The sequence below is a fragment of the Methylobacterium sp. ap11 genome (assembly GCF_900110515.1).
Taxonomy (GTDB): Bacteria; Pseudomonadota; Alphaproteobacteria; order Rhizobiales; family Beijerinckiaceae; genus Methylobacterium; species Methylobacterium ajmalii.
The window spans coordinates 127,647-154,512 of record NZ_FOEB01000008.1; the positions used below are offsets into that span (position 1 = coordinate 127,647).

Consider the following 26,866-nt stretch of genomic DNA (forward strand, 5'->3'; position numbering starts at 1 on the left):
AGGAATTCCGGCAGACATCGTCCGGACTTCCTCTCACTCCCCGACCCCGAACAGCCGCTCGAGGAAGTTCTTGTCCTCCCGGCTCGGGCCGCCGCGCTGGGGCGCCGGCTGCGGGCGGGCGGGGGCGGGCTGGCCGCCGCCGCCGAGGAGGTCGTCGATCATGCCGCCGATCGTCGGCGGCTCGGCGGGGTTGGCCGCGGCGACGGCGTTGCTGGTGCGGCGCCAGCGGGCGGCGCCGGGAAGCGGCGCCGGCTTGTCGCCGCGCAGGCCCGCCACCATCACCCGGTTCCAGATCTCCACCGGCAGGTTACCGCCCGACACCCGCTTCGTCGGCTCGCCGTCGTCGTTGCCGAGCCAGACGCCGGTCACCAGGGTGGCGGAGAACCCGACCACCCAGGCATCGCGAAAGTCCTGGCTGGTACCGGTCTTGCCGGCCAGATCCCAGCCCGGGATGTCGCCCTTCTTGGCGGTGCCGCTGACGAAGACCTCGTGCATCATCGCGTTCATCATGCCGTCGGCCTGGGGGTCGATCACCCGGCCGAGGCCGCTCGGGGCGCGCTTGTAGACGGTGCGGCCGTCGACGGTCTTCACGCTGGCGATCACGTAGGGGATCACCCCCATGCCGCCATTGGCGAAGGTGGCGTAGGCGCCGACGAGCTCGAGCGGCGTCACCTCCGAGGTGCCGAGCGCGATCGAGGCGTTGGCCTGGAGCGGCGAGGTGATGCCGAGGCGCTGCGCCGTCTGCACCACGGCCTTCGGGCCGACCTCGACGCCGAGCCGCACCGCGACCGTGTTGAGCGAGTGGGCGAGGGCGTCCCGCAGGGTGACGGGCCCGCTGTAGTTGCGGGAATAGTTCTCCGGGTTCCAGCCCTTGATGTTGATCGGCGCGTCCTCCCGCACCGTGTCGGGGGTCAGGCCGCGCTCGACCGCCGCGAGGTAGACGAACGGCTTGAAGGCCGAACCGGGCTGGCGCTTGGCGGTGGTGGCGCGGTTGAACTGGCTCTGCGCGTAGTCGCGCCCGCCGATCAGCGCCCGGATCGCCCCGTCGGGCCGCATCGACACGACCGCGCCCTGGCCGACGTTGTAGCGCCCGCCCTTCTGGTTCAGTTCGTCGACCAGCGACCGCTCGGCCACCGCCTGGAGGCCCGGATCGACGGTGGTCTGGACCGAGACGTCGGTCTCGATCTTGCCGACGTAGTCGTCGAGCACGTCCATCACGAGGTCGGCGACGTAGTTGGCCGAGCCGCCGCCCTTCGCCCGGGCGGGCTTCGCCGGCTGGGCCAGCGCCACCTTCACGTCCGCGGGCTTGGCGAAGCCCAGCTCCTGCATCGCCGCCAGCACCTGCGCGGCGCGGGCCTGGGCCGCCGGCAGGTTGCGATTGGGCGCCAGCCGCGACGGCGCCTGGACGAGGCCGCCGAGCATCGCGGCCTCCGCCAGGGTCACGTCCTTGGCGGGCTTGGCGAAGTAGCGCTGGGCCGCCGCCTCGACGCCGTAGGCGCCGGCGCCGAAATAGACCCGGTTGAGGTAGAGTTCGAGGATCTCGTCCTTGGTGTACTTGTGCTCGAGCCAGAGCGCCAGGATCGCCTCCTGGATCTTGCGCGAGGCCGTGCGCTCCTGGGTCAGGAAGAGGTTCTTGGCGAGCTGCTGGGTCAGGGTCGAGCCGCCCTGGGCGACGCCGCGGCGGGTCAGGTTCTGGCCGATGGCGCGGGCGATGCCGACCGGGTCGATGCCGAGATGGGAGTAGAAGCGCCGGTCCTCGATCGCCACGAAGGCGCGGGGCAGGTAGGGCGGCAATTCGCGGATGCTCACCGTGCGCCCGCCGGTCTCGCCGCGGTTGGCGAGCAGCGAGCCGTCGGCGGCCAGGATCGCGATGTTGGGCGGGCGCTTGGGCACCGCCAGCTGGTCGATCGGCGGCAGCTGCGAGGCGTGGTAGGCGACGATGCCGGCGACCGCGACGAGCCCCCAGAGGCCGAGGATCACCGTACCGTAGACGAGGGAGCCGAGGAACGAGCGTCGCCGGCGCCGCGGAGCCGGGGCCGTCGCACGGGCGGCCCGCTTCGGGGCGGCCTTGGCCGATCCCTTGGCCGATCCCTTGGATGTACCCTTGGCCACGCCGCCCCCCGCCCGATCGCCCCGCGAGAGGCGCAGGTCGAGGGAGGCCGGATCCCCGGTCCCCTCCGCCTCGAAGCGGGGCTCGACCCGACCCGTCCGCTCGCGTCCCTTCGCCATCCTGCCGAGTTCCCCTTCGCCCCCGGACGAACCGGCCCGCGTGGGGCACTCAAGAGACGGTAATTGAGGCGGGTTTAAGGGCCGTTAACCGAAATTTTGTTGAATGTTTCTCGTGGCTTAGCGCTTCGATCCGAGGCATGCGGCAAGCCGCGCCGGAACGCACCACCGCCGAGGGCGTTGCGGAGGCTCTCACAAGGAGCCGACATGCTGCACCTGCTGGTGGCCGATGGGAACGACCGGGCCGGCCGCGAGACGCATCTCTCGGTCTGCGACAAGACCTCCGCCGAGACCTATGCGGGCATCCTGCATGCGCTCGCGCCGGACGCCGTCTGCTACCTCGTCGCCCCGGCCGACGCGGATGCGGTTCTGCCCCGGGCGCTGTCCGACTGCGACGCCCTGGTCCTGACCGGCTCGACCCTGCACGTCGAGGATGGCGGGCCCGCCGTGACGCGGCAGTGCGACCTGGTGCGGGCGGCGCTCGAGGCCGGCGTGCCGGTCTTCGGCTCGTGCTGGGGGGTGCAGGTGGCGGCGACGATCGCCGGCGGCCGGGCCGCCCGCAACCCGCGGGGGCCGGAATACGGGCTCGCCCGTGCCATCACCCGGACGCAGGCCGGGGCGGACCACCCGCTGCTCGCGGGCCGCCCGCCGGCCTGGGACGCCCCGGCGATCCACGACGACGCGGTGGTCGAGCCGCCGCCGGGCAGCACGGTGCTGGCCGGCAACGACCGCCTCGACGTCCAGGCGATCGAGATCCGCCTCGGCGACGGGGTATTCTGGGGCACGCAATACCATCCCGAGCTCGACCTCGACGAGGTCGCGGCGATGCTGCGGCTCTCCGCCGAGGGGGTGGTGGAGGCGGGCCTGTGCCCGGACGAGGCCGCGCTCCACGCCTACGCGGACGCCCTGCGCGACCTGCACGGCGACCCGGAGGGGCGGGCCGACCTCGCCTGGCGCCTCGGCGTCGCCGCCGAGGTGCTGGCGCCGGAGCGGCGCCGGCGCGAGATCGCGAACTTCCTCGACCGGCTGGTGCGGCCGCGGCGGAGGGCGTGAACCCGGGACCGCTCAGGCCGCCCGGACGCCGCCGAGGAAGCGCTCGACCTCGGTGCCGAGATGCTCGGCCTGGTGCGTCAGCGCGTCGGCCGAGGCGAGCACCCGGTCGGCGACGGTGCCGGTGGTGCCGGCGGCCTCGGCCACCGCGCCGATCGTCGCGGTGAGCGAGCCGGTTCCGGCGGTGGCGCGCTCCATCGCGCGCAGGATCTCCTGGGTCGCCGCCTCCTGCTCCTCGACCGCCGCCGCCACCGCGGCCGCCACGCCGTCGATGCCGCGGATGCGCCCGCCGATCGCCTCGATCGCCCGCACGGCGTCGTCGGTCGCCCCCTGGATGCGGCCGATCTGGCCGCCGATCTCGCCGGTGGCCTTGGCGGTCTGGGCGGCGAGTTCCTTGACCTCGGCGGCCACCACCGCGAAGCCGCGGCCCGCGGCCCCCGCGCGGGCCGCCTCGATCGTGGCGTTGAGCGCCAGGAGGTTGGTCTGGTCGGCGATCGCCGAGATCATCGTGACGACGTCGCCGATCCGGGCTGCCGCCTCGCTGAGAGCGCCCACCAGGGCGGCGGAGCGGTCGGCCTCGGCGACGGCGGCCCGGGCGAGCCCGGCGGTCTCGCCGACCTGCTGGCCGACCTCGCGCACGGAGGCGCCGAGCTCCCGGGTCGCCGCCGCGACCGCGCCGACGTCGTCCGCCGCCCGGCCGGCGGCGGCGTCGGCCTCGGCCGAGCGGTCGGCGGCGGTACCGGCGGTCCGCGACATCGCCCGGGCGGTCGCCTGCAGGTCGCCCGCCGAGGCCGCGACCTCGCCGACGATGCCGCCCACCGCCGCCTCGAAGGCCGCCGCCATCCGCAGCACGCCCTCGCGCCGCTCGTGCTCGGCGGTGCGACGGGCCGCCTCGCCGTCCTGCTCCATGGCGCGCAGGCGGGCCATCTGGTCCTTGGCCTCCCGCTCGGAGGCGGCGAGCCCGGCCAGCGTCCCGGCGACGGTGTGGCAGATCCGGGCCAGCACCGCCGCCTCGATCGTCAGGATCACCGCGTGCAGGACCACCCGGCCGAGGTCGCCCCCCGCCGGGAAGATCGCGGCCGGCAGCACGAGGTTGAGCACGAGGTGGTGCAAAGCCGTGGCGCCGGTGGCGGCCAGGATCACCCGCCAGTCGCACCAGCCGGCGAGCACCGCCAGGCAGGCGAAGAAGTACATGTGCAGGTCGACCTGCCAGGGATGGCCGGCGCTGGCGTAGAGCAGCAGGGCCGCCATGCCGACGAGGGCGAGCGCGCAGGCGAGCCGGGTCCGCAGCCCGATCGGGTCCCGCCACCACGACAGGGTGGCGACGCCCGCGAGTACGGCTGCCGCCAGGCCCGGCACCGGCGTGGCGCCGTCGCCGGCGATCAAGGGCACCGCGGCGGCGACCGGCACGTGCGCCCACAGGAGCGGGATCAGGATGCGGGCGAAGGAGCGGCGGAGGTCGTCGGCGTCGGTCATCAGCGGGCGGTGCTCGGTGACGGGAGAGGATTGCGGGACGTCCCGGCGGGGGCGGAGGGGCCGCACCCGCCTGCGACGAGGGGATCGAGGACCAGCCAAGCGCCGGCACCGTAGAGGCGCCGGACGAAGCCGGGCTCCTCGGAGCGCGCCACCATCAGGCCGCCCGGACCGGGGCGAACGAGCCGGCCGCCGGCGGCGGCGACGATCGCCACCGTCTCGCCGATCCCGCCGCCCGGACGGCCGAGCACCGCCACCGCATCCGAGCGCGGTGCGGCGACGACCAGGAACGGGACCAGGATCAGGAGCAGCAGACCGGCGCCGTCCATGACGCGGAATCGCGCATCCATGAGGCTCGCCCCGTGGGTGTGAACTTGCGGGATCTTGCGGGGGAATGCCTTACGGACGGTAAAGCGGGTTCTACGGTTTTGCCCGGATTGGTCCTCGACTTGAGTATCGGTATATCGCGAGCGGTACCAGCGTAACGGTTAGCTGACGTGAGACCCGCTCGTCCGCGATGGTCGCGCGCACCAACGAAAAACGGCGCCCCGGGGGGCGCCGTCATGTCGGTTCGCGTGATTCGGCCGGCCGAGAGCTTGGCCGAGGGGGCGCCCGGACCGAACGCGGTCAGGCCGTCGGCGCCGGGGCGAGGCGCGGCGCCGGGCGGCCGCCATCCTCGCCGACGAGGTGGAAGGCGGCCGGGCGGCGGAACAGGAAGCGGGCCGGGGTGTGGCGAACCACCCGCTCGATGGCGAGCGGCACCACCACCGCGGTCAGCGTCACCAGCAGCGCGACGAGGCCGATATCCTCGATCACCCCGCTGCGCACGAGCGCCGTGCGCAGGGCCGCCATCGGCAGGAAGAAGGCGAGGTAGATCACGATCGAGCGCTCGCCACAGGCGCGCAGGGCCGCGGTCACCGGACCCCCGGCCCGGGTCAGGAGGGCGGCGGTCGCCACGATGGCGAGCGCGCCCGCGGCGCCGAGCATCAGGCTCACCACCGGCAGGCTCGCGAGCGTCGGGTGGGAGGTGAGCCCGGTCGGCGTAAAGACGAGGACGGCCTCGATCAGCGCCCAGGCCGCGAGGCCGGCGAGCGCGAGGCCGGAGCGCGCCCGCACCCAGTCGGCCAGGGCGAAGATCCGGGCGGCGAACAGGTAGCCGGCGACGAAGTAGACCAGCCGGTCGCAGAACTCGTCGATCAGGGTCGAGCCGGTATGGACCGGGGCGAGCTGGAGAAGCGCCGCGCCGATCAGCAGCACCGGCCAGGGCAGCCGGCGCAGGAGCTTGACGACGACCGAGAACACCGCCAGCAGGTAGATGAACCACAGGGTCGAGTAGGGCTCGATCAGGCCGTGGGCGAGGTGGGCCAGGAACGCGCCGGGCCCGGCGCCGTCGGTGATCTGGCCGTACTTCACCGCGGACTGGAGCACCATCCACAGCAGGTAGAAATACGCGAAGTGGACGATGCGCCGGTCGGCGAAGAGGCGCCAGTCGCGGTCGACGACACGGCCGACGAACAGGCCGGAGAGCAGGAAGAAGTCCGGGATCCGGAACGGCTTGGCGAACTCCACGACGTGGTGCATGAAGCCCTCGCCGCCCATCGCCTCGCCGACCCCGAGGGTGGAGTGCATCATCACGACGAGGATGATGCAGATGCCCTTGGCGACGTCGACCCAGGCGAGGCGCCCGGTGCCCGGTGCGGCCCCGGCGCGCGGGCGCACCGGATCGTCCGGCCGGACCGAGAGGGCGGGTTCGGTGTTGGGGCGGACGGACATCGGGCGTCTCCGGAGGTTCGGCCGGAAGGCTGCCAGGGAGACGTAAAGATCGGATCGGGCCCGATCCCGCGAATCGCGCCCAAATGCGAAAGACGGGATTTACCCTGATCGGCCGCGGCGAGCCCTCCGCTACCGAACGCTGCGCTTCGTCTCCCGGCGCGTCCGGGTCATCCGCGTCGCGGCGTGGAAGTCGTCGGGCTTCGTCCGCACCCAGGCCAGGAAGCGGGCGATCTCCGGCTCGGCCCGCAGGCTCTCGACGTCGCTGAGCCGCCGCGCCAGCTCCGCCTCGCTGTGCCGGGCATGGATCGCCGAGTGGCAGATCTGGTGCAGTTGCACGGTCTCGCCGTGGGTGCCGCCCTTCAGCTTCGGCGTCAGGTGGTGGCGGCTCTGGCGGGCGCCGGACGGGATCGGCCGCTCGCAGAGCGGGCAGATCACCGCCGGGCGGGTTGCCGGGCCATGGGTCGAGGGGTCGTCGTCGTTCCAGCGCCGCTCTCGGCGTCCCAAGGCCTGCTCCTCTGCAAGGGCGGGGGTGGATCGTCCGTATCTGGGTCGCCGGGCGGGCGGGGCGCAAGGTCGCGCGGGTCATGTCGCGGGAGCACCGATGCCGCAGTTCTCGGACTCCATGCCGTCCCTTGCGGCAGAACCCCCCGGACCGGCGATTGACAAACCTCACACCCGGCGGGAGATTGATCCCGTTACCGAGGGGAGCCCCGCCAACGGGGGCTGAGATTGGACGAGCGCGCGTCCTGACCCTTGAACCTGATCCGGTTCGTACCGGCGGAGGGACGGGAACCTGCCATGACCGACGTGACCCGTGCGTCCTCGCGCCTCGAGGCCGGATCGTCTCCCAGGGAGAGATCCATGAACGCACCGATCCCCGCCCACAATCTTCCCCCCAAAGATCTTCCCAAGGATCTTCCGAAGACCGTCACCACCGGGCCGGTCACCGGCTCGGTGAAGGCCTATGCGGCCCCGCGCGGGCGCCCCGACCTGCGCGTGCCCTACCGCGAGATCGCCCTGACGGACCCGGGCGAGGCCCCGGTGCGGGTCTACGATCCCTCCGGCCCCTATACCGAGACCGACGCGCGCATCGACCTCTCCGCCGGGCTGCCCGAGATCCGCGCCGGCTGGCTCGCCGCCCGCGGCTACGGGGCGGTGGCGCCCCGGGCGGTCAAGCCCGAGGATAACGGCTTCGTGGCCAAGGACCGGCTGGTGGCGCCGTGCCCGGCCGCCCGCACCGTGCGGCGCGGGGCGCCCGGCCAGCTCGTCACGCAGTACGAGTTCGCCCGGGCCGGGATCGTCACCGAGGAGATGATCTACGTCGCCCACCGCGAGAACCTGTGCCGCGAGGCGATGCTGGCCCAGGCAGAGGACAAGATCGCCGACGGCGAGAGCTTCGGGGCCGCGATCCCGCCCTTCATCACCCCCGAATTCGTGCGCGACGAGGTGGCGCGCGGGCGGGCGATCATCCCGGCCAACATCAACCACACCGAGGTCGAGCCGATGGCGATCGGCCGCAACTTCCTCGTCAAGATCAACGCCAACATCGGCAACTCGGCGGTGACCTCCTCGGCCGCCGAGGAGGTCGAGAAGATGGTGTGGGCGATCCGCTGGGGCGCCGACACCGTCATGGACCTCTCGACCGGCCGCAACATCCACAACATCCGCGGCTGGATCCTGCGCAACGCTCCGGTGCCGATCGGCACGGTGCCGATCTACCAGGCGCTGGAGAAGGTCGGCGGCGATCCGCTCAAGCTCGACTGGGAGGTGTTCAAGGACACCCTGATCGAGCAGGCCGAGCAGGGGGTGGACTACTTCACCATCCATGCCGGCGTGCGCCTCGCCCACGTGCCGCTCACCGCGCGGCGCGTCACCGGCATCGTCTCGCGCGGCGGCTCGATCATGGCGCGCTGGTGCCTCGCCGGGCACCGGGAATCGTTCCTCTACGAGCGCTTCGAGGAGATCTGCGACATCTGCCGGGAGTACGACGTGTCGTTCTCGCTCGGCGACGGGCTGCGCCCGGGCTCGATCGCGGATGCCAACGACGCGGCGCAGTTCGCCGAACTGGAGACGCTCGGCGAGCTCACCAAGGTCGCCTGGGGCAAGGGCTGCCAGGTGATGATCGAGGGCCCCGGCCACGTCCCGATGCACAAGATCAAGGTCAATATGGACAAGCAGCTCGCCGAGTGCGGCGAGGCGCCGTTCTACACGCTCGGCCCGCTGACCACCGACGTGGCGCCCGGCTACGACCACATCACCTCGGGGATCGGCGCGGCGATGATCGGCTGGTTCGGCACCGCGATGCTCTGCTACGTGACCCCCAAGGAGCATCTCGGCCTGCCCAACCGCGACGACGTGAAGACCGGCGTCGTCACCTACAAGATCGCCGCGCATGCCGCCGACCTCGCCAAGGGCCACCCGGCCGCGCAGGTCCGGGACGACGCCCTGTCGCGGGCCCGGTTCGACTTCCGCTGGGAGGACCAGTTCAACCTCTCGCTGGATCCCGACACCGCCCGGGCCTACCACGACGAAACCCTGCCGAAAGACGCCCACAAGGTTGCGCATTTCTGCTCGATGTGCGGCCCGAAGTTCTGCTCGATGAAGATCACCCAGGACCTGCGCGCCGACGTGCTGGCGATGGAGGCGGCGAGCGCGGTGGTCGGCGAGGCCACACCGCTCGACGAAGCGGCCCGCGCGGCCGGCATGGCCCAAAAATCGGCGGAATTCTTGGGCGAGGGCGGGAGACTCTACGTCGACGCCGGATGAGCGCGACCCCCGCGCCCCCGGCCCGACCGGCCGGGGGCGCGGGGATCGATCCGGGCGCCGGCGCGCCGCGCGAGGACCCACGAATGCTGATGCAGGCCCAGAAGGCCCCGCCGGAACCGGCCCGGCCGGCTCCCGCACGATCGCGCCCCGGCTCGATCGTGCGGCGCCTCGTCGTCTTCGCCCTCGGGCTGGCGGTGCCGATCCTGATCTTCGGCGGCGTGGTGCTGTGGCAGTTCGCCGGCGCGGCGCGGGCGCGCCTCGAGGCGGATGCCCTGGGCCGGGCCCGGATGGAGGCGGCGGCGGTCGACCGCGAGGTCGCGAGCCTGATCGCCACGCTCGAGGCGCTGAGCCTCTCGAACGCGCTCCAACGCGGCGACGTGACGGCGTTCCGCGACCAGATGCAGGAACTGGCGCGGCGCAGCGGCCTCTCGGCGACCCTGCGCGATCCCGACGGGCGGCGGCTGATCGACATCGGCCCCGAGCCGATGCCGGAACGCCTCGACGGGGCGGACGCCCAGGCCCTCGCCGGCCGGCCGGCGGTCTCGGGCGTGGTCGATGGGCGCTTCCGGGTGACGGTGCCGGTGGTGCGCCGGGGCGGCGAGGCGGTGCTCTACCTCCTGTCGTTCTCCCTGCCGGCCGACCGGATCCGCAACCTCCTGGCCTCCGGCGGGGTGCCGAAGGACTGGGTGATGAGCGTCGTCGACCGCGACGACCGGGTGCTCACCCGCACCCGCGCGCCCGAGCGCTTCACCGGCATCCAGGCGCCCGACGACCTGCGCCGGGCCTCCGGCCCGGAGGGGAGCTGGCGCGGCACCTCGCTGGAGGGCGAGCCGCTCTTCATCGCCTACGCGCGGGCCGGCGTGCCGGACTGGCGCATCGCCGTCGGGGTGCCCGAGGAGGCGCTGGCAGCGCCCGTGCGGGCCTCGCTCGTGTGGTTCGCCGCGCTCGGGGGCATGCTCGCCGCCGTCGCGGCCGTGCTGGCGCTGGCCTTCGCCCGCGGCATCGCGGCGCCGCTCCAGGCCCTGCGCGACCAGGCGGTAGCGCTCGGCCGCGGCCGGCCCGCCCCGGTGCTCGCCGGGGTGCCGGCGGAGGTGGCGGCGGTGAGCGCCGAGATCGCCGATGCGGCGCAGCGCCAGCGCGAGCGGACGAGCGAGCGCGAGGGCGCCGCCGCGGCGCTCCGCTCCGAGACCCAGCGCCTCGAGGTGCTGAACCGCCTCGGCACGGCGCTGGCGAGCGAGCTCGACCGCCAGCGCCTCGGCGACGCGGTGGTGGAGGCCGCGACCCGCCTGACCGGCGCGGCCTACGGCGCCCTGTTCGAGCGGGTGCCGGAGGGGCCCGAGGGGCCGGAGCACTGGCAGCTCCTCAGCCTCACCGGTGCGCCCCGCGAGGCCTTCACCCGCTTCGGCCTGCCGCGGGTGACGACCCTGTTCAGCGAGACCTTCGCGGCCGGCGGCGTGGTCCTGAGCGAGGACGTGACGAACGATCCGCGCTACGGCAGCCACGGCGGCATGCCGAAGGGCCACCTGCCGGTGCGCAGCTACCTCGCGGTGCCGGTGGTGTCGGGGACCGGCGCCACCCTCGGCGCGCTGCTGTTCGGCCACCCCGAGTCGCATCGCTTCGGCTCGCGCGAGGCGGCGCTGGTCGAGGGTCTGGCCGGCCAGGCGGCGGTGGCGATGGACAATGCCCGCCTGTTCGCCTCGGTGCGGCGCGAGCAGGACCGGTTCGAGGCCGCCGTCCAGGCGGTGCGCGGCGTCTTGTGGACCAACGGCCGCGACGGCCGGATGACCGGCGACCAGCCCGCCTGGGCCGCGCTCACCGGGCAGACGCCGGAGCAGTATGTCGGGTTCGGCTGGGCCGAGGCGGTGCACCCGGACGATCGCGCCGCCAGCGTCGAGAGCTGGAACGCCGCGGTGGCCGAGCGCCGGCGCTACACCCACGAGCACCGGGTGCGCCGCCACGACGGGGTGTTTCGCACCTTCGCCATCCAGGCGGTGCCGGTGCTCGACCCCGACGGCGAGATCCGCGAATGGGTCGGCGTGCATTCCGACATCACCGAGCAGCGCGCCGCGGAAGCCGCGCTGCGCGAATCGAACGAGGAGATCCAGCGCTACGCCTACATCGTGAGCCACGACCTGCGGGCGCCGCTCGTCAACATCATGGGCTTCACGAGCGAGATCGAGGCGAGCCAGGACGACATCCGCACCGCCCTCGCCGGACGGCCGGAGGCGTCGCGGATCGATGCCGACCTCGCCGAATCGGTGAGCTTCATCAAGGCGGCCATCACCAAGATGGACGGCCTGATCAATGCCATCCTGAAGCTCTCGCGGGAGGGCCGGCGCAACTTCCAGTCCGAGCCGCTGGCGATGACCGCCCTGGTCCAGGGGCTCGCCGACGCGCAGCGCCACCAGGCCGAGACGGCGGGCGCCGCGATCGCGATCGGCGACCTGCCGGGGATCACCGCCGACCGGGTCGCGGTGGAGCAGATCTTCGGCAACCTGATCGACAACGCGATCAAGTACCTGGCCAAGGACCGCCCGGGCCGGATCGCGGTCACCGGTGCGGTGTCGGACGGGCTCGCGGTCTTCCACGTCGCCGATAACGGCCGCGGCATCGACGCCCGCGACCACGCCCGGGTGTTCGAGCTCTTCCGCCGCTCCGGCACCCAGGACCGGCCCGGGGACGGGATCGGGCTCGCCCATGTCCGCACCCTGGTGCGGGCGCTCGGCGGGCGGATCGACCTCGCCTCGCGGATCGGGGAGGGAACAACCTTCACGGTCACGCTGCCGCTGCGGCAGCCATGACCGTAGGTTGCGGGAGAGGGCGCCGTTAACGCGATCGCGATGTTTTCCGCTCCATCCCCATGCGCAAGGGTGGAAATGTAGTCTAGAGAGGATCGGCGGGAGCCCGGCTCCCGCCCCGTCCGCGATCGGCGCGGCTGGAGAAGAGGCGCACCGGCCCGGCCGGTTACCCGCCGTGGGGAGGAGCCAGGTGCCGGCCGTACACATCGTGATGATCGAGGACGACGAGGGCCATGCCCGGCTGATCGAGCGGAACATCCGCCGCGCCGGCGTGAACAACGTCATCGAGTCGTTCCGCGACGGCACCTCCGCACTCGCCGCCCTGTTCGGGCCGGACGGCAGCGGCGAGATCAATGCCGGCCGGTCGCTCCTGATCCTGCTCGACCTCAACCTGCCGGACATGACCGGGATCGACATCCTGCAGAAGGTGAAGTCGAACCCGCACCTGAAGCGCTCGCCCGTGGTGATCCTGACCACCACCGACGACCAGCGCGAGATCCAGCGCTGCTACGACCTCGGCTGCAACGTCTACATCACCAAGCCGGTGAACTACGAGGGCTTCGCCAACGCGATCCGCCAGCTCGGCCTGTTCTTCTCGGTGATGCAGGTCCCGGAAAGCGCGTGACGGTGAGCGACCCGGTCCGCCTGCTCTACATCGACGACGATCCCGGGCTGGCACGGCTGGTGAGCCGCACGCTCGCGGCGCGGGGCTGCACGGTGGAGCACGCGGTCGACGGGGAGACCGGGCTCGCACGCATCGCCGCGGAGCGCTTCGACGTCGTCGCTCTCGACCATCACATGCCGCTCGAGACCGGCCTCGACGTCCTGCCGCGCATCCGGGCGCTCGCCGACGCGCCGCCGGTCATCTACGTCACCGGCTCGGAGGACAGCCGGGTCGCCGTCGCCGCGCTCAAGGCCGGCGCGGTCGACTACGTCTGGAAGGACCTCCAGGGTCACTTTCGCGAGCTGCTCGCCGAGGCGGTGGCGACCGCGGTGCTCCAGGACCGCACCCGCCGGGAGAAGGAACGGGCCGAGGCCGAGGTGCGCGAGGCGCGCGACCGGGCCGAGCTGCTCCTGCGCGAGGTCAACCACCGGGTCGCCAACAGCCTCGCCCTCGTGGCGGCGCTCGTGCGGATGCAGGCCAACACCGTCACAGACGCCTCCGCTCGCGCGGCCCTGGAAGAAACCCAGACCCGCATCACGGCGATCGCCGGCATCCACCGGCGGCTCTACACCTCCGACGACGTGCGGATCGTGGCGGTCGACGCCTACCTGGCGACCCTGGTGGAAGACCTCGACGGGGCGATGAACGCCACCGGCCAGCGCCACCGCATCGTCCTCGACGCCGCCCCGATCGAGGTGGCGACCGACAAGGCGGTGTCCCTCGGCGTGATCGTCACCGAGCTCGTCACCAACGCCTACAAGTACGCCTATCCCGAGGGCGTCACCGGCGAGATCCGGATCACGGCGCGCCGCGACGGCGAGACCTTGCGCCTCACGGTCGCCGACGACGGCGTCGGCTGGCAGGGCGCGGGCACCCCTCGGGGCACCGGCCTCGGCTCGCGCATCGTGCGCGCCATGGCGTCGAACCTGCGCGCCCAGATCGATTACGGCCAGGCCGAGCGCGGCACCGCCGCGAGCATCGACATCGCTCTCTGAGCCGTCACGCGGTTTCCCGCATCGTCGCCCGCCCGGAGACGACTGCGGGGCGTGCGGCCGCTCGCACCCGAGACCGACGAGCATCCGCGCGGGATACCATAGTTTCCCCTACGGAAATATTGATTTAGTCCTTGCGACAGCGCATTCGGTAAAATTGCTTAATACAGCATAACCGAACCTTAAGATCGCCTTTCATCATCCGTCCCTCATTAACGTCCGGGTAGGGTTCTCGGTCGTTAGCTCGACAGGAAAGGATGGCTCCGAAAGGATTTCGCAGTGATCGAGACCAGCAGCCTCACCGCGGCGCTCGCGCCGGTCGCGGTCGAGCCCGTGATGCGCAGCAACGCCGAGCGCTTCCCCCGTCCCAGTGCGGACCCGCCCCTCGATCCGCCGGTGACCCTGGACCTGAGCCCGAACGCCCTGCGGACGTCGGGTGCCGCCGCGGGCGACGCGACGACGGACGACGCGAAGGCCGCCGAGGTCGAGACTGCCGCGGCGCAGGCCGCCGAGGCACCCGAGCCGGAGCCCGCCTCGCTCACCGCCCGGTTCCGGCCCGACCTCGACAGCCGGCAGATCGTGTTCCAGGTCGTCGGACGGGACGGCACGGTGGTGGAGCAGTTGCCCTCCGCGGCCTTCCTGCGGGCGCAGACCTACGCCCGCGAGGCCGAGGCCGCCGGCAAGGCCGAGATCGGGACCTCGGTGGCACGCACCGCCTGATCCCGGCGAAGCCCGGGGAGCCGGAGGGGTCGGCCTGTGGCCGAGCACCGCGGCCGCGCCATATCCGCCAAGCGGATTTCGCAAAGGTGGCCACCGGTTTTGCGACAAAAATCTGCGAAACGACAATGACCTAGGCGGACGAAGCGTTGGCCTGCCAACGCAAGTCCGCTTAGGATCGCGCTCCGAGAGCCGAGGGCGGCCCGTCACGACGGGCCGCCTGCGAGGCCGCCAGCACCGGAGCCGGACGCCATGCCGACGACGCCCCCCTCCCTCGACGCCGCGACCTATGCCGACCTGCGCCAGGCCGTCGGCGACGACGCGCTGCCGGTGCTGCTCGGGCGCTTCCGGCAACAGCTCGTCGACTGGTCGGTGACCGGGGAGCCCCAGGCCCTCGGCGCGGCCGCGCACGGGGTCATCGCCTCCTCGGGGCTGATCGGGTTCGTGCGGCTGTCGCGCCTCTGCGCCGCGCTCGAGGCGGCCTGCCAGGCCGGTAACCTCGAGGACGTCCGCGACCTCGCCCGGCAGGTCCTGGCCGAGAAGGCGGTCGCGGAGGCCGAGACTACTCGGCTGATGGCGCTGGGGTGAGCGGTCAGGCGACGCGGCGCGTATCGGTCCAGGTCGCGCCGCCGGCGAGTCGATAATCCACGGTCTCGGAGAGCCGCCCCGTCGGCACCACCCGCACCGCCTCCGGCCGGACGAGCTCGTCGCTGCGGTCCAGCGCCTCCTCGATGTCCAGCGGCGGGGGCATCTCGCCGCCGAGGCGGCGCCACCACTGCACCGCCTTCTCGCGGGCGAAGCCCGTCGCCTCGAGGTCGAGCCGCACGGTCATCGCGTCCTCGTCGCCCTCGAGCGCCACGGTCAGCACGTCGGGGCCGCGCGCCCGCGCCTCGCGGCCGAAGCGCCAGCCGGCGACCGGCCACCACCGGGCATGGGCCTCGCGCACCACCGCGACGGTGCCGGCGGAGAGGACCGCGGTCTCGTCGTCGGCCACCGCCTCGTGCGGCAGGTCGGCCTCGTCCTCCTCCTCGGGCTCGGTCCAGCACCCCTCGCAGGTGCTGGCGTTGAGCGCGATCAGCGCACCGCATCCCGGGCAGGGCTTGGCCCGCGGCGCGCCGGTCTCGCCGAGGAGCCGGGCGCGGGCCACGGCATTCGCCGTGAGCACGTCGATCGGCCCGTGCCGGCGCACGAGGCCGGCGTAATCGAGGACGAGCGCGTCGGTCTTGCCCTTCGCCCGGCGCAGGCCGCGGCCGACCTGCTGCACGTAGAGCCCGGTGCTCTGGGTCGGGCGCAGGAGCGCGATAAGATCGACCTCCGGCACGTTGAAGCCGGTCGCCAAGACGCCGACCGAGGTGAGGCAGCGCAGCCGCCCGGCCCGGAAGTCGCGCACGATCCGGTCGCGCTCGCGCTTGGGCGTCTCGCCGGAGATCGATTCGCAGGAGAAGCCCTCGGCCCGGATCGCGTCGCGTACCGCGTCGGCATGCTTCACCCCGGCGCAGAAGGCGAGCCAGGCGCGTCGGTCGGCGCCGTAGGTCACCATCTCGGCCACCGCCGCCTTGGTGATGACGTCGCGGTTCACCGCCGCCTCCAGGGCGCCTGGCACGTAATCGCCGGCCCGCAAGGGAACGCCGCTGACGTCGAGGACCGTCGCGGTCGCCTTCGAGACGAGGAGCGCGAGGTGGCCCTCGCGGATCAGGTCGCCGACCTGGGCCTCGTACACGATGGCGTCGAAGACGCGGCCCCGGCCCTCGTCGAGGCGGCCGCTGTCGAGGCGGTAGGGGGTGGCGGTGAGGCCGACGAGGCGCATGTCGGGCGAGCGCGCCCGCACCGCTTCGAGGAAGCGGCCGTAGCGGGTCTCGGCGTCGCGGGGGATCAGGTGGGCCTCGTCGACGATCACCAGATCGAAGCCGCCGATCGCCTCGACGCGGTTCCACACCGACTGGATGCCGCAGAACAGGATCGGCCGCGTCTCCTCGCGCCGGCCGAGCCCGGCCGACACGATGCCGGCCGGCGCGTCCGGCCACAGACCCAGGAGCTCGGCGTGGTTCTGGGCGATGAGTTCGCGGGTATGGGTGACGACGGCGATGCGGGCGCCCGCGTCGCGGACCATCGTCTCCCGCACCAGGGTGGCGATGACGAGGCTCTTGCCGGCCCCGGTCGGGAGCACGATCAGGCCGTTGCGGCCGCCGCGCGCCCAATCGGCCTGGAGCGCGTCGAGGCTCGCGCGCTGGTAGGGACGAAGCAGCATCGCGCCGCCATAGCCGGAGACGGCGCGATCATCCAGGCTTGACAGGGCGGGGAGGCACCGGAAGCACCTCCCGTCGCCCGGAACGAATCGGCATGCGGTCTTGGATCGCTGATCCTTGGATTGCTCATGGCGCGGCGTCCCGGCCATGAGCGACGGGCGGACGCTGCGCGTCCTACTCGGCGGCCTGCAACCAGGCCGCCTGCTGCGGCGCCGCCTCCAGCACCTCGTCGGTGTGTACCTCGAACTTGGCGAGGCGGGCCGGGCCGAAGCTCGTCGAGATCGCCACGTCGGTGGCGTCGCGACCGCGGGCGATGACGATGCGGCCGATCCGCGGGCGGTTGTGGCGGGCGTCGAACGTGTACCAGCGGCCGCCGAGATAGACCTCGAACCAGGCCGAGAAATCCATCGGATCGGGCACCGCCGGCACGCCGATATCGCCGAGATAGCCGGTGCAGTAGCGCGCCGGGATGTTCATGCAGCGGCAGAAGGTGACAGCGAGATGCGCGAAGTCGCGGCACACGCCCTCGCGCTGGTTGAACCCGTCGAGGGCACTGCGGGTCGAGTCGGCGCGCTGGTAGTCGAACCGGATGTGGTTGTGGACGAAGTCCACGATCGCCTGCACCCGGGCCCAGCCCTCCGGCGTCTGGCCGAAGAGCTGCCAGGCGGTGTCCGACAGCTTGTCGGTGTCGCAGTAGCGGCTGGCGAGAAGGAACGGCAGCACGTCATCGGGCAGGTCCTGCACCGGGTGCTGCACGGCGTCGGGCGCGTAGTCGTCGACGAGGCCGCTGTCCTGCACGAGGCAATCGGCCGAGACCGTGATGCGGCCGCCCGGAGCGGTGAGGCGGGTGCAGACGTTGCCGAACGAATCCACGAAGGTGTGGGCGGGGACCGGCGGGTCGATGGTCATGGTGTCGGGCGTGATCAGATCGCCGGCCCGGTCGGGATGCACGTTCAGCATCAGGACCATCGGGGTCTGACCGGGCGTATCGAAGGCGATCGAGTAGCCGGTGCGGATTTTCATCGTGGCGTCCACGTCAGTCGAAAAACGTGGAGCTTAAAGTCGGTACGGGCCCGGTTGTTCCGAGTGTCGGCCCGGTCCGAACCACCGGTTGCGCCCAAATGTTGTGCAGGCGCCACACCTGCGACGCCTGCATCTGCTTCCCGACATCCGCGTCAGCTGCCCATGACGACGTCCGCCAGGAGCTTCAGATTCAGGCCGACGATCAGAGCGGCGATGGTCCAGGACAGGACCGTCAGCCAGGCCGGGATGACGAAGACGCCCATCTTCGACTTGTCCGACACGAAGCTGACCAGGGGGATCACCGCGAAGGGCAGCTGCATCGAGAGCACGACCTGGCTCAGGACCAGGAGCCGCGCGGTGCCGGCCTCGCCGTAGAGGCCGGTCACCACCACCACCGGCACGATGGCGATGCCCCGGGTGACGAGGCGGCGCGCCCAGTCGGGCAGCCGCAGCCGCAGGAACCCCTCCATCACGATCTGCCCAGCGAGCGTGGCGGTGACGGTGGAGTTGAGGCCCGAGGCGAGCAGCGCCAGGGCGAACAGGGTCGAGGCGAGCCCGATGCCGAGCAGCGGCGAGAGCAGCGCGTGCGCCTCCTCGATCTCCTGCACGCCGGTCTGCCCGGCGCCGTGGAAGACCTTGGCCGCCATGATCAGGATTGCGGCGTTGACGAAGAGCGCCAGCGTCAGCGCGATGGTCGAATCGACGGTCGCGAAGCGGATCGCGCCGCGGCGGCCGGGCTCGTCGCGCGGATAGGCCCGGGTCTGCACGATCGACGAGTGCAGGTAGAGGTTGTGCGGCATCACCGTGGCGCCGATGATGCCGATGGCGAGGTAGAGCGCCGCCGGATCGGTGACGATCGTCGCCGAGGGCACGAACCCGGCGAGCACGTCGTGGATCGGCGGCGCCGCCATGGCGATCTGGATCGCGAAGCAGGCGAAGATGATCGTGAGCAGCGCGATCACGAAGGCTTCGAGCGCGCGAAAGCCCCGGCGCATCAGGAGCAGGATCAGCAGCACGTCGAGCCCGGTCAGAACCGCGCCGAGGAGCAGCGGCAGGCCGAACAGCAGCTTGAGGGCGATGGCGGTGCCGATCACCTCGGCGAGGTCGCAGGCGATGATCGCCGCCTCGCAGGCGAGCCAGAGCGCGATGCCGACCGGGCGCGGATAGGCATCGCGGCAAGCCTGCGCCAGGTCGCGCCCGGTGGCGATGCCGAGCCGGGCGGCCAGCGCCTGGAGGACCACCGCCATCAGGTTCGAGAGCAGGATGACGGCGAGCAGCGTGTAGCCGAACTGCGCCCCGCCGGCGATGTCGGTGGCCCAGTTGCCCGGGTCCATGTAGCCGACCGACACCATGTAGCCGGGGCCGAGGAACGCCAGCAGCCGCCGCGGCCAGGAGCCGGTGGCGAGCACCGGCACGCTCGCGTTCATCGCCCCGAGGCTCGGCTCCGCCACCCCGTCCCCGGCGCGCCACGCCCGTCCGTCCCGCATCCGCCCGCGCTCCCAACCATCCCGCCCCGCTTCGGGCCCGCCTCATATAGCCATTGCTATATTGATTTGAGAAGGCTGAATTCGAGGGCCGTCAGGGCCGCCGGTCGCGAAAAAAGTCGCGCAGGAGCGTCGCGGCCTCGCTCTCGCGCAGGCCGCCATAGACCTCCGGCGCGTGGTGGCAGGTCGGCTGGTTGAAGAAGCGCGGGCCGTTCTCGACGGCGCCGCCCTTGGGGTCGGCGGCGGCGAAGTAGAGCCGGCGGATCCGCGAGAAGCTGATGGCGCCGGCGCACATCGCGCAGGGCTCGAGGGTGACGTACAGGTCGCAGCCGGTGAGCCGCTCGTCGCCGAGAACCGCGCAGGCGGCGCGGATCGCCAGGATCTCGGCATGCGCCGTCGGGTCGCGGTCGGCCCGGGGGCGGTTGCCGGCGACCGCCAGCACGACGCCGTCCCGCACCACCGCGGCGCCGACCGGCACCTCGCCGCGCGCCGCCGCCGCCCGGGCGGCGTCGAAGGCGAGGCCGAGGGGGTCCCGATGCGGAGCCCCGCTGGCAGTCAGGTCACCCCTTGCAAAATCGCGCATCGGTTCCACTCGCCTGAACAAACCCCGTCTGGTATCAGGCCCGCATGAGCGACATCAACGACGACGAGACCGGGGCGCCGCAGCGGCGTCGCGGACGGGACGAGGCATCCGCGGGCTCCACCGGCGAGCAGGCGTCCAGCAAGAAGGCGGCACCGCAGGCGGAGCCCGAGCCGGAACGCATCGCCAAGGCGATCGCCCGGGCGGGCGTGGCCTCGCGCCGCGACGCCGAGGCGATGATCGCGGAGGGCCGCGTGACCCTGAACGGCCAGCGCCTCGACTCGCCGGCCGTCAACGTGACCCCGAGCGACCGCATCACCATCGACGGCGAGCCGCTGCCGACCCGCGAGCGCACCCGGCTGTGGCTCTTCCACAAGCCGCGGGGCGTCGTCACCACCGCCCGCGACCCCGAGGGGCGCCAGACGGTGTTCGACGTGCTGCCCGAGGACATGCCCCGGGTGGTGGCGGTCGGCCGGCTCGACATCAACACCGAGGGGCTGCTGCTCCTCACCAACGACGGCGGCCTCGCCAAGGTCATCGCCCATCCGGAGACCGGCTGGCTGCGCCGCTACCGCGTGCGGGCCTTCGGCGACGTCGACCAGGCGATGCTCGACGGCCTGCGCAAGGGCGTCACCATCGACGGGATGGAGTACGGCCCGATCGAGGCGACGATCGACCGGGCGCAGGGCGACAACGTCTGGCTGACGCTCGGCCTGCGCGAGGGCAAGAACCGCGAGGTCAAGCGCATCCTCGAGCATCTCGGCCTCTCGGTGAACCGGCTGATCCGGCTCTCCTTCGGGCCGTTCCAGCTCGGCGAGCTCGAGGTCGGCCTCGTCGACGAGATCCGCACCCGGGTGCTCAAGGACCAGCTCGGCAACTCGCTGGCCGAGCAGGCCGGGGTCGACTTCACCAGCCCGGTGCGCGAGCCGATCGCGGCCTTCGGCTCGCCCAAGGCCGCCGCCCGCAAGGCGGCGCAGGAGAGCGCGCCCCGCGGGCGCGACCCGGCCCGGCCGCAATTCGGCAAGCCGCCCGCGGCGCCGGCGGCGCGGCGCGCCCCGGTGCGCACGGTGTGGCGCGATTCCGAGGCCGAGGCCGCCGGCGACCTGCCGAATCGCGGCCGGGTGCACCGGCGCGGCGACAGCCCGCAGGAAATCCGCGCCGCGATGGCGGATGCCCCGCGCAAGCGCGTCGGCGCCATCGCGTCGGGCGACCGCCGGGTGCTGGTCGAGCGCCTGGTGGCCCCGCCGCAGGAGGAGGCGACGCCGCACCGCCGCACCCGGTTCCGCGACGACGCGCCGGGCCGGGGTCCGGGCGGCGACGACCGGCCGATGCGCCGGGACCGCGACGGCTTCGCTCCGCGGGGCGGCGCCAAGGCTGGCCTCGGCGACGAGGGTGGGCGCGGCTTCGGCCGCTCCGGCGGACGCTCCGACGGCGGCGAGGGCCGCGGGTTCGGGGGCAACAAGAGCTTCGGGGGCCGCGGCGAGGGCCGTTCGTTCGAGGGCCGGTCGGGCGGCGAAGGCAGGTCCTTCGGCGGTGAGGGCCGGGGTCCGGGCGGTGGTCGCTCGTTCGAGGGGCGGTCCGGCGGCGAGGGACGCTCATTCGGCGGTGGGAATCGCGGCTTCGGCGGCAGAAGCGAAGGGCGCTCGGGTGGCGAGGGCGGCCGGTCCTTCGGCGGCGAGGGTCGCGGTCCCGGCGGCGGCCGTTCGTTCGAGGGCCGGTCCGGCGGCGAGAACCGCGGCTTCGGCGGCAGAGGAGAGGGCCGTTCGGGCGAAGGGCGTTCGGGCGGCGGCGGCCGTTCGTTCGAGGGACGCGCCGGTGGCGGTGAAGGCCGTTCGTTCGGCGGCAAGCCGGGCGGCAAGTCCTTCGGGGGCAAGCCGGGCGGTAATTCCTTCGGGGGCAAGCCCGGGGGCGGTAAGTCCTTCGGGGCGAAGTCCTTCAGCGGCAAGAGCGAGGGTCGTCCCGGCGGCGGCGGCCGGCCGGGCAGGAAGTCCTTCGGCAAGCCGGGCGGCGGGTTCCGCTCGGGCGGCGCCGGCGGGGGCAAGCCCGGCGGGCGCGGTGGCCGTCCCGGCGGCGGCGGCGGCCGTCCGCAGCGTGGTTGAGCCCTAGCCGATGCGGATCGTCGGAGGATCCTTGCGGGGCCGGGCTCTCGCCGGGCCGCGCAGCGACGCGATCCGGCCGACCTCGGACCGGCTGCGCGAGGCGATGTTCAACGTCCTGGCGCATGCCTACGACGACCCGGTGGAGGGCGCCCGCGTCCTCGACCTGTTCGCCGGCACGGGCGCGCTCTCCTGCGAGGCGATCTCCCGCGGCGCCGCCTTCGCGCTCCTCGTCGACGACGGGGCGGAGGCGCGCGGCGTGATCCGGTCGAACCTCGACGCCCTCGGGCTCGGCGGTACGACCCGCCTGTTTCGCCGCGACGCCACGCGCCTCGGCGCGGCGCCCCCGGGCGCGCCGTTCGGCCTCGTCTTCTGCGACCCGCCCTACGGCCGCGACCTCGCCCCCAAGGCGCTGAGCGCGGCCGCCGAGGGCGGCTGGCTCGTTCCCGGGGCGCTGGTGGTGGTGGAGGAGGCGGCCTCCGCCGCGCTCGCCGCACCGGACGGCTTCGCCGAGAGCGAGCGCCGGACCTACGGCGAGACCCAGGTGGCGTTCTGGCGCTTCAGCGCGGCCTGACCATCTCGTCGAGGGCGGGGGCGAAGCTTCCGGCAGCGACGCCGATGCCGGTCGCCGACCGGTAGGCCCGGCCAACCCGCGCGCCGTTCGTCACCGCGGTGTGGATGCCGACGAGGGCGGCGGCCCCGTCGACCTCGAGCAGCAGGACCGGCGCGCCGGATTCCCCCGACATCGACTCGCAGGAATCGCTGAGCAATCCGGCGGCCGGCGCGTCGATCCGGACGCTGCAGCCGCGGTCGATCACCGGCAGGTAGGGCCGGTCCGCGGCGTAGCCGGCGAGCGCCACCACGATGCCGGGCCGGCTGCCCGGGAGTTCCGCCCCCGGCAGCACGCGCCAGGGCACCGGCCTTCCCGGCAGGGACTGGCGCAGGGTGAGGATCGCCCAGTCCCGCCCGACCATTCCGGGCGCGATGCCGCCGGGCGGCCGGGCGGCGGCTGTCAGGTCGATCCCGGGGGCGAGCCGGATCGCCTCGATCCCGGCGGTACCGGCATTGGCGTCCCGGGCCTGGCCGGCGACGAAATGGACCTGGTGCGGCTTCACCCAGGCGTCGATCCGGGCGTCGAACAGGCAATGGGCGGCGGTCAGGACGTGGCGCGGCCCGACGAGCGTGCCGGTGCAGTGGCTGCGATGCGCGGGCCCCTGCACCACGTTGACCCGGCCGATCGCCGTGAACGGCCAGGCGGTCGGCTCGAGGGGCACGCGCCGGTCGGGGGCGGGGGCCTGACCCGCGAGCGCGAGCCCGGCGGCGATCGCCGCCCAGCCGTGAAGAGACAGAAGCGCATTCCGTAACGTCATGGATTGTCCTGCGCTCGACGGTCCGGCGGCCAGTCTTCGCGGGGAGATCGCGAAGACGTGGGACAGAGCAGGCCGGGTCGAAGGGGTCCGCCGCAGCCCGCGCCGTGCCGGCGGTGCGCGGACCTGATCGAACCGGGACGCGCCGGCGGCACCACGCTCATAAATCGTTCATCTTCGTTACGAAACCCGGAACTGGCGGGCCGCCGTCGAGGTTATCCGGCCGAGTACCAGTACAGATCTCCCAACCCCACCGAAGTCCCGACTGGAGAGGCTCGATGCCGCTGCCCCAGACCATGCCGGCTGTCCGGTTGCGTGCCACGCTCCTGACGGTCGCGTCGGGCTGCCTGCTGATCGCCTCGCAGGCGGGAGCCCGGGCGGCGGATGGCGACGGCCTCGACTTCCTGCGCCAGATCTTCAACCCGCCGCCGGCCTACGCCCCGGCGCCGGTGGCCCAGCCCTCCTTGGTCCAACCTTACGATGCGCCGATCCGCCAGCGGGCCAGCCGGCGCAACCGCCTCGCGATCCAGGCCAAGGCCCTGCGCGGCCGCACCCGCTACGTGGCGCTGCCGAAGGCCGAGGTGAAGCCCGAGAAGACCGACACCAAGCCCCTCGCCATCGCGGTCTCGCCGCTCAAGTCGCTCGATGCGCGCACCGCGCTCCTGCGCGACCCGACCCTGCGCCCGGGCGACATCGTGATCATGCCGGAGGGGCCGCGGGTGTTCCAGGGCACTTCCGACACCGACCAGCACAAGATGAGCGACTTCCAGGACGTGAACCGTCCCGGCGTGGTGGCCAGCAAGACCCGCAAGGAGCTGCTGGCGATGACCGCGCCGATCGGGGCGCTGCCTGCGGATGCCGCCCGCCGGCTGATGGCGCGCTACCAGAAGGCCGGGCCGGCGACCGAAGCCGTGACCCGCGCCGAGGCGACGCTTGCCCGGGTGGTCTATCCGGCCCGCTGATCGGGCCCCGCAACGACGCGGGTGCGAGCCTCGGGCTGCGGCGGCGCGCACCCTGCGGCAACGAAGGTGTGGCTGGCCGCGCGGCGACCGGGGCGGCCAGCCGCCGCGCTTGCTAGGATGCGGCGGGCCGCAGGCAGGCGGTCCGTCGTACCGAGTCGAGTCCCCATGTCGATCCTAAGCAGGTTTGCGTGCCGCGCGCCGTCCTCCGGCGAGAACCTGCGGAGCCGGGGGCGCGTGCGCCTGCCAAACGCCCTCGTTCTACTCGGTGCGCTCGCGACGTCCGGGCTGCTCCCGGAGCCGGCCCGCGCCGCCGAGGGCGCCGTGCTGGTGGCGCAGTGCAAGGTCCTGCTGCGCAGCGCCAAGGCCCGCGGCGACCAAGTGGAGTTCCGCCAGGATCCCGAGACCGTCGGCTGCTGGTCGTTCATGGGCGCCGTCCAGGATCTCGCCGGCGTGGCCGACACGGCGAACCAGCCGCCGATTCTCGGCACCTGCCTGCCGCCGAACGGCAACCGGCTGCAGCTCGTCCGGGCCGTCGTCGCGTACGGGGCGGCTCACCCGCCGGCCCTGCGCGAACCGGCCGGCGTGCTGGCGCTCCTCGCCCTGCGCGACGCGTTTCCATGCCGGAAGGACTGACGGCGCCGAGGCGCCAACGTCTTGTTTCAAAGAGGTTCCCGGGAATATTTGCGGCCGCCGCGCTTGCTGCGGGCGGGTCTATTCATACTCTTACCCGGTACAGGGAGTGCGGCCGGTCCGCACCCCGTCGGACGACCGGAGGATGGGCATGGCCAAGGCCGATAGGCACAACATGGGTCCCGGAGCGCAGGGCAAAGGCTCGGGCACCGGAGCGATGACCGAGCTGCCCGAGGGCATCCTCGAGGAGAACATGGTCCTCAGCAACCGCGACAAGTCCCAGCACGGCGCAGAGCGGGGCCTCGACGGCAAGCACGTCCAGACCGAGCAGTACCACGACCACGCTGCCAACCGACGCAACTTCGACCAGACGATGCCGACGCGCGGCGAGGACGACACCAGCGGCGGCGAGGCGCCGATGCCGACAGCCTCGGGCGCCGACGGTGCCCCCGACCGGCAACGATCCTAAGCAGATTTCGCCGAGGTGGTGACCGGTTCGGCGCCGGAAATCTGCGACAAAACAAGAACCTAAGCGGGCGAAGCGTTGGCCTGCCAACGCAAGTCTGCTTAGGCCGGCGCATCCCCGTCCCGCCAGGGGCGGGGATGTTTCCGCGCGGCCGCCGTCAGGCGTTGCCGCGCAGCCCGTTCGCGAGGTTGCGGTTGATCTCGATCAATGCTGTCAGCTTGTCGGCGCTCGGCTCGACCAGCGTGTCGAGGGTGCGGGTGAACACGAAGGCGCCGAGCTGGGCCATGGAGACCTTGAGCTCCTGGGACAGCGGCGAATCCGCCTCGGTCGCCGAGGTGGCGAGCAACGTCCAGACCTTGCGGTTGTAGCCGAGGGCATCGTCCAGCGTCAGTTGATGGGCGCCCCAATTGTCCTGCACCGCCTGCAGGCTCACGGCGGCCTTGATCAGGATCGCGGCCTCCGCCTCGCGGGGTGTCAGCGCCACCTGGGACGTGCGCGCATAGGCGTTCGCCGCGTAGCTCATCGTCTTGCGTCTCCGTCGGGCCCTGCGATGGCCCGGCGGCAGGTTTGCCATCGATTTGTTAAGCTTGAGTTGTGAAAGAACCGACGTTGCGGCGCACCGGTCGGGCTTGACGGCCGGCCGGAGGTGAGGGACCGCCCTCAAACCGCTACGATGTCGGCGCAAGGATCGGCCGCTATGCTGAACTTCCTCCTCGGCGCCGTCGCGGGCGCATTGATGGCTGCCGTGGCGACGGTCGCGGCTCTGCGTAATCCGGACGTCCAGGTGAGGATGGGGATCGTCCGTCCCGAGCCGGTCGTGGTCCAGACGCGACGGCCGGATCCCGTCTGCCCGCCGGCGGCGCCGGTGCAGGCGCAGGCGGGGAGCCCGCAGGTCGGTCAGCCGGAGATGCTGTTTGCCCGGCGCCGGTTCTGGTCGGTGGCGCCGTAGGTCCGGCGCACACCCTGGAGGCAGTGCCTCGGACGCAGCGATCAGACGCTGCTGAGCAGCAGCATCACCACGGTGGTCGCCGCGGTCGAGCCGAGGAAACCGCACAAAGCCGCCGCGAAGGAATGCGCACCGGCGGTCGGAGTGGAGAGGCGGGACTCGGTCGAGGTCTGGGTGATGCTGGTCATGGCGAGGGGTCCGATCTGGCGCGCCGAATCACGGCACCGCCCGGCAAGAGGAATGGGTTAAGCGTCGATGAAACGGTGTGCGCTACGGCACCCCGTCAGTCGCAGCGGAAGAAGCGCTTTTCCTGCCGGACCGAGCGCAGGGCGCTCTTGAGGTCGACCGAGGCGACGGTCAGCCCGCAATCGTCAAGCTTGTCGCGGGCATCCTCGTAGCGATCCTCGGCATCGCCGAGGTTGTCGCAAACCCGGTCGCGGTCGCCGATGCGGGCGTCCTGGCGGGCCTGGAAGCGAAGGGCACCGGCCTCGTCGATCTTGCGCTGGGCGCCGAGGCAGGCCGGCTGCGCGAGGGCGGGACCGGCGGCGAGGAGCAGGGCGGCGACGGGCCAGCCGAGCGGGAGACGACGCGTGAAGGCCATCGTTGA

At 72.7% G+C, this 26,866-nt stretch carries 26 protein-coding genes and 1 riboswitch; of the genes, 13 read left to right on the forward strand and 13 right to left on the reverse strand.

Going from position 1 to position 26,866, the window contains the following annotated elements:
• Positions 1-33: 33 nt before the first annotated feature.
• On the reverse strand, positions 34-2,229 hold the full coding sequence (locus tag BMX97_RS14020; protein ID WP_091751012.1) for a transglycosylase domain-containing protein: 2,196 nt from the start codon (positions 2,227-2,229) through the stop codon (positions 34-36).
• Positions 2,230-2,433: 204 nt separating this feature from the next.
• Between BMX97_RS14020 and BMX97_RS14025 the strand changes: the two genes are divergently transcribed.
• Entirely contained in the window at positions 2,434-3,279 is an 846-nt protein-coding gene (locus tag BMX97_RS14025) for a type 1 glutamine amidotransferase (protein WP_091751015.1), read from the forward strand.
• Positions 3,280-3,291: 12 nt separating this feature from the next.
• Here BMX97_RS14025 and BMX97_RS34180 read toward each other — a convergent pair whose 3' ends face one another.
• The 4 genes from BMX97_RS34180 to BMX97_RS14045 form a co-directional block, all read right to left on the reverse strand.
• Positions 3,292-4,752: a methyl-accepting chemotaxis protein gene (locus BMX97_RS34180; RefSeq protein ID WP_091751018.1), complete on the reverse strand. Its 1,461-nt coding sequence runs from the start codon at positions 4,750-4,752 to the stop codon at positions 3,292-3,294.
• Entirely contained in the window at positions 4,752-5,078 is a 327-nt protein-coding gene (locus BMX97_RS14035) for a hypothetical protein (protein ID WP_091751021.1), read from the reverse strand. Before BMX97_RS14035 ends, BMX97_RS34180 begins: the two co-directional genes overlap by 1 nt.
• A gap of 298 nt (positions 5,079-5,376) precedes the next feature.
• Positions 5,377-6,522: an acyltransferase family protein gene (locus BMX97_RS14040; RefSeq protein ID WP_177202219.1), complete on the reverse strand. Its 1,146-nt coding sequence runs from the start codon at positions 6,520-6,522 to the stop codon at positions 5,377-5,379.
• A gap of 129 nt (positions 6,523-6,651) precedes the next feature.
• Positions 6,652-7,026: an HNH endonuclease family protein gene (locus tag BMX97_RS14045; RefSeq protein ID WP_091751024.1), complete on the reverse strand. Its 375-nt coding sequence runs from the start codon at positions 7,024-7,026 to the stop codon at positions 6,652-6,654.
• 187 nt (positions 7,027-7,213) lie between these two features.
• Positions 7,214-7,325, forward strand: a riboswitch (TPP riboswitch).
• A gap of 58 nt (positions 7,326-7,383) precedes the next feature.
• On the opposite strand from BMX97_RS14045, the gene thiC reads away from it, so the two are divergent.
• From thiC to BMX97_RS14075, 6 genes are all read left to right on the forward strand, one after another.
• A complete protein-coding gene (thiC, locus tag BMX97_RS14050) occupies positions 7,384-9,288 on the forward strand; it encodes a phosphomethylpyrimidine synthase ThiC (RefSeq protein WP_091751027.1) in 1,905 nt (634 codons plus the stop codon).
• A 953-nt stretch (positions 9,289-10,241) separates the two neighbouring features.
• Entirely contained in the window at positions 10,242-12,089 is a 1,848-nt protein-coding gene (locus tag BMX97_RS14055; protein ID WP_091751434.1) for an ATP-binding protein, read from the forward strand.
• Between the two features lie 208 nt (positions 12,090-12,297).
• The gene (locus BMX97_RS14060; protein ID WP_091751437.1) at positions 12,298-12,711 is read left to right on the forward strand and encodes a response regulator; all 414 of its coding nucleotides are present in this window, start codon (positions 12,298-12,300) and stop codon (positions 12,709-12,711) included.
• Between the two features lie 2 nt (positions 12,712-12,713).
• Positions 12,714-13,745: a sensor histidine kinase gene (locus tag BMX97_RS14065; protein WP_244538422.1), complete on the forward strand. Its 1,032-nt coding sequence runs from the start codon at positions 12,714-12,716 to the stop codon at positions 13,743-13,745.
• 276 nt (positions 13,746-14,021) lie between these two features.
• Complete coding sequence (locus BMX97_RS14070; protein WP_091751033.1) at positions 14,022-14,462, forward strand: hypothetical protein; 441 nt, start codon at positions 14,022-14,024, stop codon at positions 14,460-14,462.
• Between the two features lie 249 nt (positions 14,463-14,711).
• Positions 14,712-15,047: an Hpt domain-containing protein gene (locus tag BMX97_RS14075; RefSeq protein WP_091751036.1), complete on the forward strand. Its 336-nt coding sequence runs from the start codon at positions 14,712-14,714 to the stop codon at positions 15,045-15,047.
• Between the two features lie 4 nt (positions 15,048-15,051).
• Here the strand turns inward: BMX97_RS14075 and BMX97_RS14080 are convergent, their stop codons facing one another.
• From BMX97_RS14080 to BMX97_RS14095, 4 genes are all read right to left on the reverse strand, one after another.
• Positions 15,052-16,707 (reverse strand): DEAD/DEAH box helicase, encoded by a 1,656-nt coding sequence (locus BMX97_RS14080; RefSeq protein WP_091751039.1) that lies wholly within the window; start codon positions 16,705-16,707, stop codon positions 15,052-15,054.
• A 172-nt stretch (positions 16,708-16,879) separates the two neighbouring features.
• Positions 16,880-17,728 (reverse strand): transglutaminase-like domain-containing protein, encoded by an 849-nt coding sequence (locus tag BMX97_RS14085; RefSeq protein WP_091751042.1) that lies wholly within the window; start codon positions 17,726-17,728, stop codon positions 16,880-16,882.
• Between the two features lie 152 nt (positions 17,729-17,880).
• A complete protein-coding gene (locus BMX97_RS14090; RefSeq protein ID WP_091751045.1) occupies positions 17,881-19,215 on the reverse strand; it encodes an Nramp family divalent metal transporter in 1,335 nt (444 codons plus the stop codon).
• A gap of 91 nt (positions 19,216-19,306) precedes the next feature.
• Positions 19,307-19,795: a nucleoside deaminase gene (locus BMX97_RS14095; RefSeq protein ID WP_091751048.1), complete on the reverse strand. Its 489-nt coding sequence runs from the start codon at positions 19,793-19,795 to the stop codon at positions 19,307-19,309.
• A 44-nt stretch (positions 19,796-19,839) separates the two neighbouring features.
• Here BMX97_RS14095 and BMX97_RS14100 point away from each other — a divergent pair, with 44 nt between their 5' ends.
• Together BMX97_RS14100 and rsmD are read left to right on the forward strand one after the other, a co-directional pair.
• Complete coding sequence (locus BMX97_RS14100) at positions 19,840-21,891, forward strand: pseudouridine synthase (RefSeq protein WP_091751051.1); 2,052 nt, start codon at positions 19,840-19,842, stop codon at positions 21,889-21,891.
• A 10-nt stretch (positions 21,892-21,901) separates the two neighbouring features.
• Positions 21,902-22,462: a 16S rRNA (guanine(966)-N(2))-methyltransferase RsmD gene (gene rsmD, locus BMX97_RS14105; RefSeq protein WP_091751054.1), complete on the forward strand. Its 561-nt coding sequence runs from the start codon at positions 21,902-21,904 to the stop codon at positions 22,460-22,462.
• On the opposite strand, the gene BMX97_RS14110 is transcribed toward rsmD, so the two are convergent.
• On the reverse strand, positions 22,449-23,258 hold the full coding sequence (locus BMX97_RS14110; RefSeq protein WP_091751056.1) for a trypsin-like serine peptidase: 810 nt from the start codon (positions 23,256-23,258) through the stop codon (positions 22,449-22,451). The two genes, rsmD and BMX97_RS14110, sit on opposite strands and share 14 nt — an antisense overlap.
• 275 nt (positions 23,259-23,533) lie before the next feature.
• Between BMX97_RS14110 and BMX97_RS14115 the strand changes: the two genes are divergently transcribed.
• From BMX97_RS14115 to BMX97_RS14125, 3 genes are all read left to right on the forward strand, one after another.
• The gene (locus tag BMX97_RS14115; RefSeq protein ID WP_091751059.1) at positions 23,534-24,217 is read left to right on the forward strand and encodes a hypothetical protein; all 684 of its coding nucleotides are present in this window, start codon (positions 23,534-23,536) and stop codon (positions 24,215-24,217) included.
• A gap of 234 nt (positions 24,218-24,451) precedes the next feature.
• Positions 24,452-24,850, forward strand: coding sequence for a Rap1a/Tai family immunity protein (locus tag BMX97_RS14120; RefSeq protein ID WP_244538423.1), 399 nt, complete (start codon positions 24,452-24,454; stop codon positions 24,848-24,850).
• Between the two features lie 148 nt (positions 24,851-24,998).
• Positions 24,999-25,316 carry a hypothetical protein gene (locus tag BMX97_RS14125; protein WP_091751062.1) on the forward strand — a complete coding sequence of 106 codons (318 nt, stop codon included), beginning with the start codon at positions 24,999-25,001 and terminating at the stop codon, positions 25,314-25,316.
• A gap of 154 nt (positions 25,317-25,470) precedes the next feature.
• On the opposite strand, the gene flaF is transcribed toward BMX97_RS14125, so the two are convergent.
• The gene (gene flaF, locus BMX97_RS14130) at positions 25,471-25,836 is read right to left on the reverse strand and encodes a flagellar biosynthesis regulator FlaF (RefSeq protein WP_060845845.1); all 366 of its coding nucleotides are present in this window, start codon (positions 25,834-25,836) and stop codon (positions 25,471-25,473) included.
• A gap of 174 nt (positions 25,837-26,010) precedes the next feature.
• Here flaF and BMX97_RS14135 point away from each other — a divergent pair, with 174 nt between their 5' ends.
• A complete protein-coding gene (locus BMX97_RS14135) occupies positions 26,011-26,262 on the forward strand; it encodes a hypothetical protein (protein ID WP_091751065.1) in 252 nt (83 codons plus the stop codon).
• A 41-nt stretch (positions 26,263-26,303) separates the two neighbouring features.
• Here the strand turns inward: BMX97_RS14135 and BMX97_RS32860 are convergent, their stop codons facing one another.
• Positions 26,304-26,447 carry a hypothetical protein gene (locus BMX97_RS32860; protein ID WP_177202214.1) on the reverse strand — a complete coding sequence of 48 codons (144 nt, stop codon included), beginning with the start codon at positions 26,445-26,447 and terminating at the stop codon, positions 26,304-26,306.
• Between the two features lie 95 nt (positions 26,448-26,542).
• Positions 26,543-26,860: a hypothetical protein gene (locus tag BMX97_RS14140; RefSeq protein ID WP_091751067.1), complete on the reverse strand. Its 318-nt coding sequence runs from the start codon at positions 26,858-26,860 to the stop codon at positions 26,543-26,545.
• Positions 26,861-26,866 lie beyond the last annotated feature (6 nt).

Coding starts and splice junctions, on each gene's coding strand:
- BMX97_RS14020 (WP_091751012.1), bottom strand. CDS start 2,229: ATGGCGAAGGGACGCGAGCGGACGGGTCGGGTCGAGCCCCGCTTCGAG.
- BMX97_RS14025 (WP_091751015.1), top strand. CDS start 2,434: ATGCTGCACCTGCTGGTGGCCGATGGGAACGACCGGGCCGGCCGCGAG.
- BMX97_RS34180 (WP_091751018.1), bottom strand. CDS start 4,752: ATGACCGACGCCGACGACCTCCGCCGCTCCTTCGCCCGCATCCTGATC.
- BMX97_RS14035 (WP_091751021.1), bottom strand. CDS start 5,078: ATGGACGGCGCCGGTCTGCTGCTCCTGATCCTGGTCCCGTTCCTGGTC.
- BMX97_RS14040 (WP_177202219.1), bottom strand. CDS start 6,522: ATGTCCGTCCGCCCCAACACCGAACCCGCCCTCTCGGTCCGGCCGGAC.
- thiC (WP_091751027.1), top strand. CDS start 7,384: ATGAACGCACCGATCCCCGCCCACAATCTTCCCCCCAAAGATCTTCCC.
- BMX97_RS14055 (WP_091751434.1), top strand. CDS start 10,242: ATGCTCGCCGCCGTCGCGGCCGTGCTGGCGCTGGCCTTCGCCCGCGGC.
- BMX97_RS14060 (WP_091751437.1), top strand. CDS start 12,298: ATGATCGAGGACGACGAGGGCCATGCCCGGCTGATCGAGCGGAACATC.
- BMX97_RS14075 (WP_091751036.1), top strand. CDS start 14,712: ATGCCGACGACGCCCCCCTCCCTCGACGCCGCGACCTATGCCGACCTG.
- BMX97_RS14080 (WP_091751039.1), bottom strand. CDS start 16,707: ATGCTGCTTCGTCCCTACCAGCGCGCGAGCCTCGACGCGCTCCAGGCC.
- BMX97_RS14085 (WP_091751042.1), bottom strand. CDS start 17,728: ATGAAAATCCGCACCGGCTACTCGATCGCCTTCGATACGCCCGGTCAG.
- BMX97_RS14090 (WP_091751045.1), bottom strand. CDS start 19,215: ATGCGGGACGGACGGGCGTGGCGCGCCGGGGACGGGGTGGCGGAGCCG.
- BMX97_RS14095 (WP_091751048.1), bottom strand. CDS start 19,795: ATGCGCGATTTTGCAAGGGGTGACCTGACTGCCAGCGGGGCTCCGCAT.
- BMX97_RS14100 (WP_091751051.1), top strand. CDS start 19,840: ATGAGCGACATCAACGACGACGAGACCGGGGCGCCGCAGCGGCGTCGC.
- rsmD (WP_091751054.1), top strand. CDS start 21,902: ATGCGGATCGTCGGAGGATCCTTGCGGGGCCGGGCTCTCGCCGGGCCG.
- BMX97_RS14110 (WP_091751056.1), bottom strand. CDS start 23,258: ATGACGTTACGGAATGCGCTTCTGTCTCTTCACGGCTGGGCGGCGATC.
- BMX97_RS14115 (WP_091751059.1), top strand. CDS start 23,534: ATGCCGCTGCCCCAGACCATGCCGGCTGTCCGGTTGCGTGCCACGCTC.
- BMX97_RS14125 (WP_091751062.1), top strand. CDS start 24,999: ATGGCCAAGGCCGATAGGCACAACATGGGTCCCGGAGCGCAGGGCAAA.
- flaF (WP_060845845.1), bottom strand. CDS start 25,836: ATGAGCTACGCGGCGAACGCCTATGCGCGCACGTCCCAGGTGGCGCTG.
- BMX97_RS14135 (WP_091751065.1), top strand. CDS start 26,011: ATGCTGAACTTCCTCCTCGGCGCCGTCGCGGGCGCATTGATGGCTGCC.
- BMX97_RS32860 (WP_177202214.1), bottom strand. CDS start 26,447: ATGACCAGCATCACCCAGACCTCGACCGAGTCCCGCCTCTCCACTCCG.
- BMX97_RS14140 (WP_091751067.1), bottom strand. CDS start 26,860: ATGGCCTTCACGCGTCGTCTCCCGCTCGGCTGGCCCGTCGCCGCCCTG.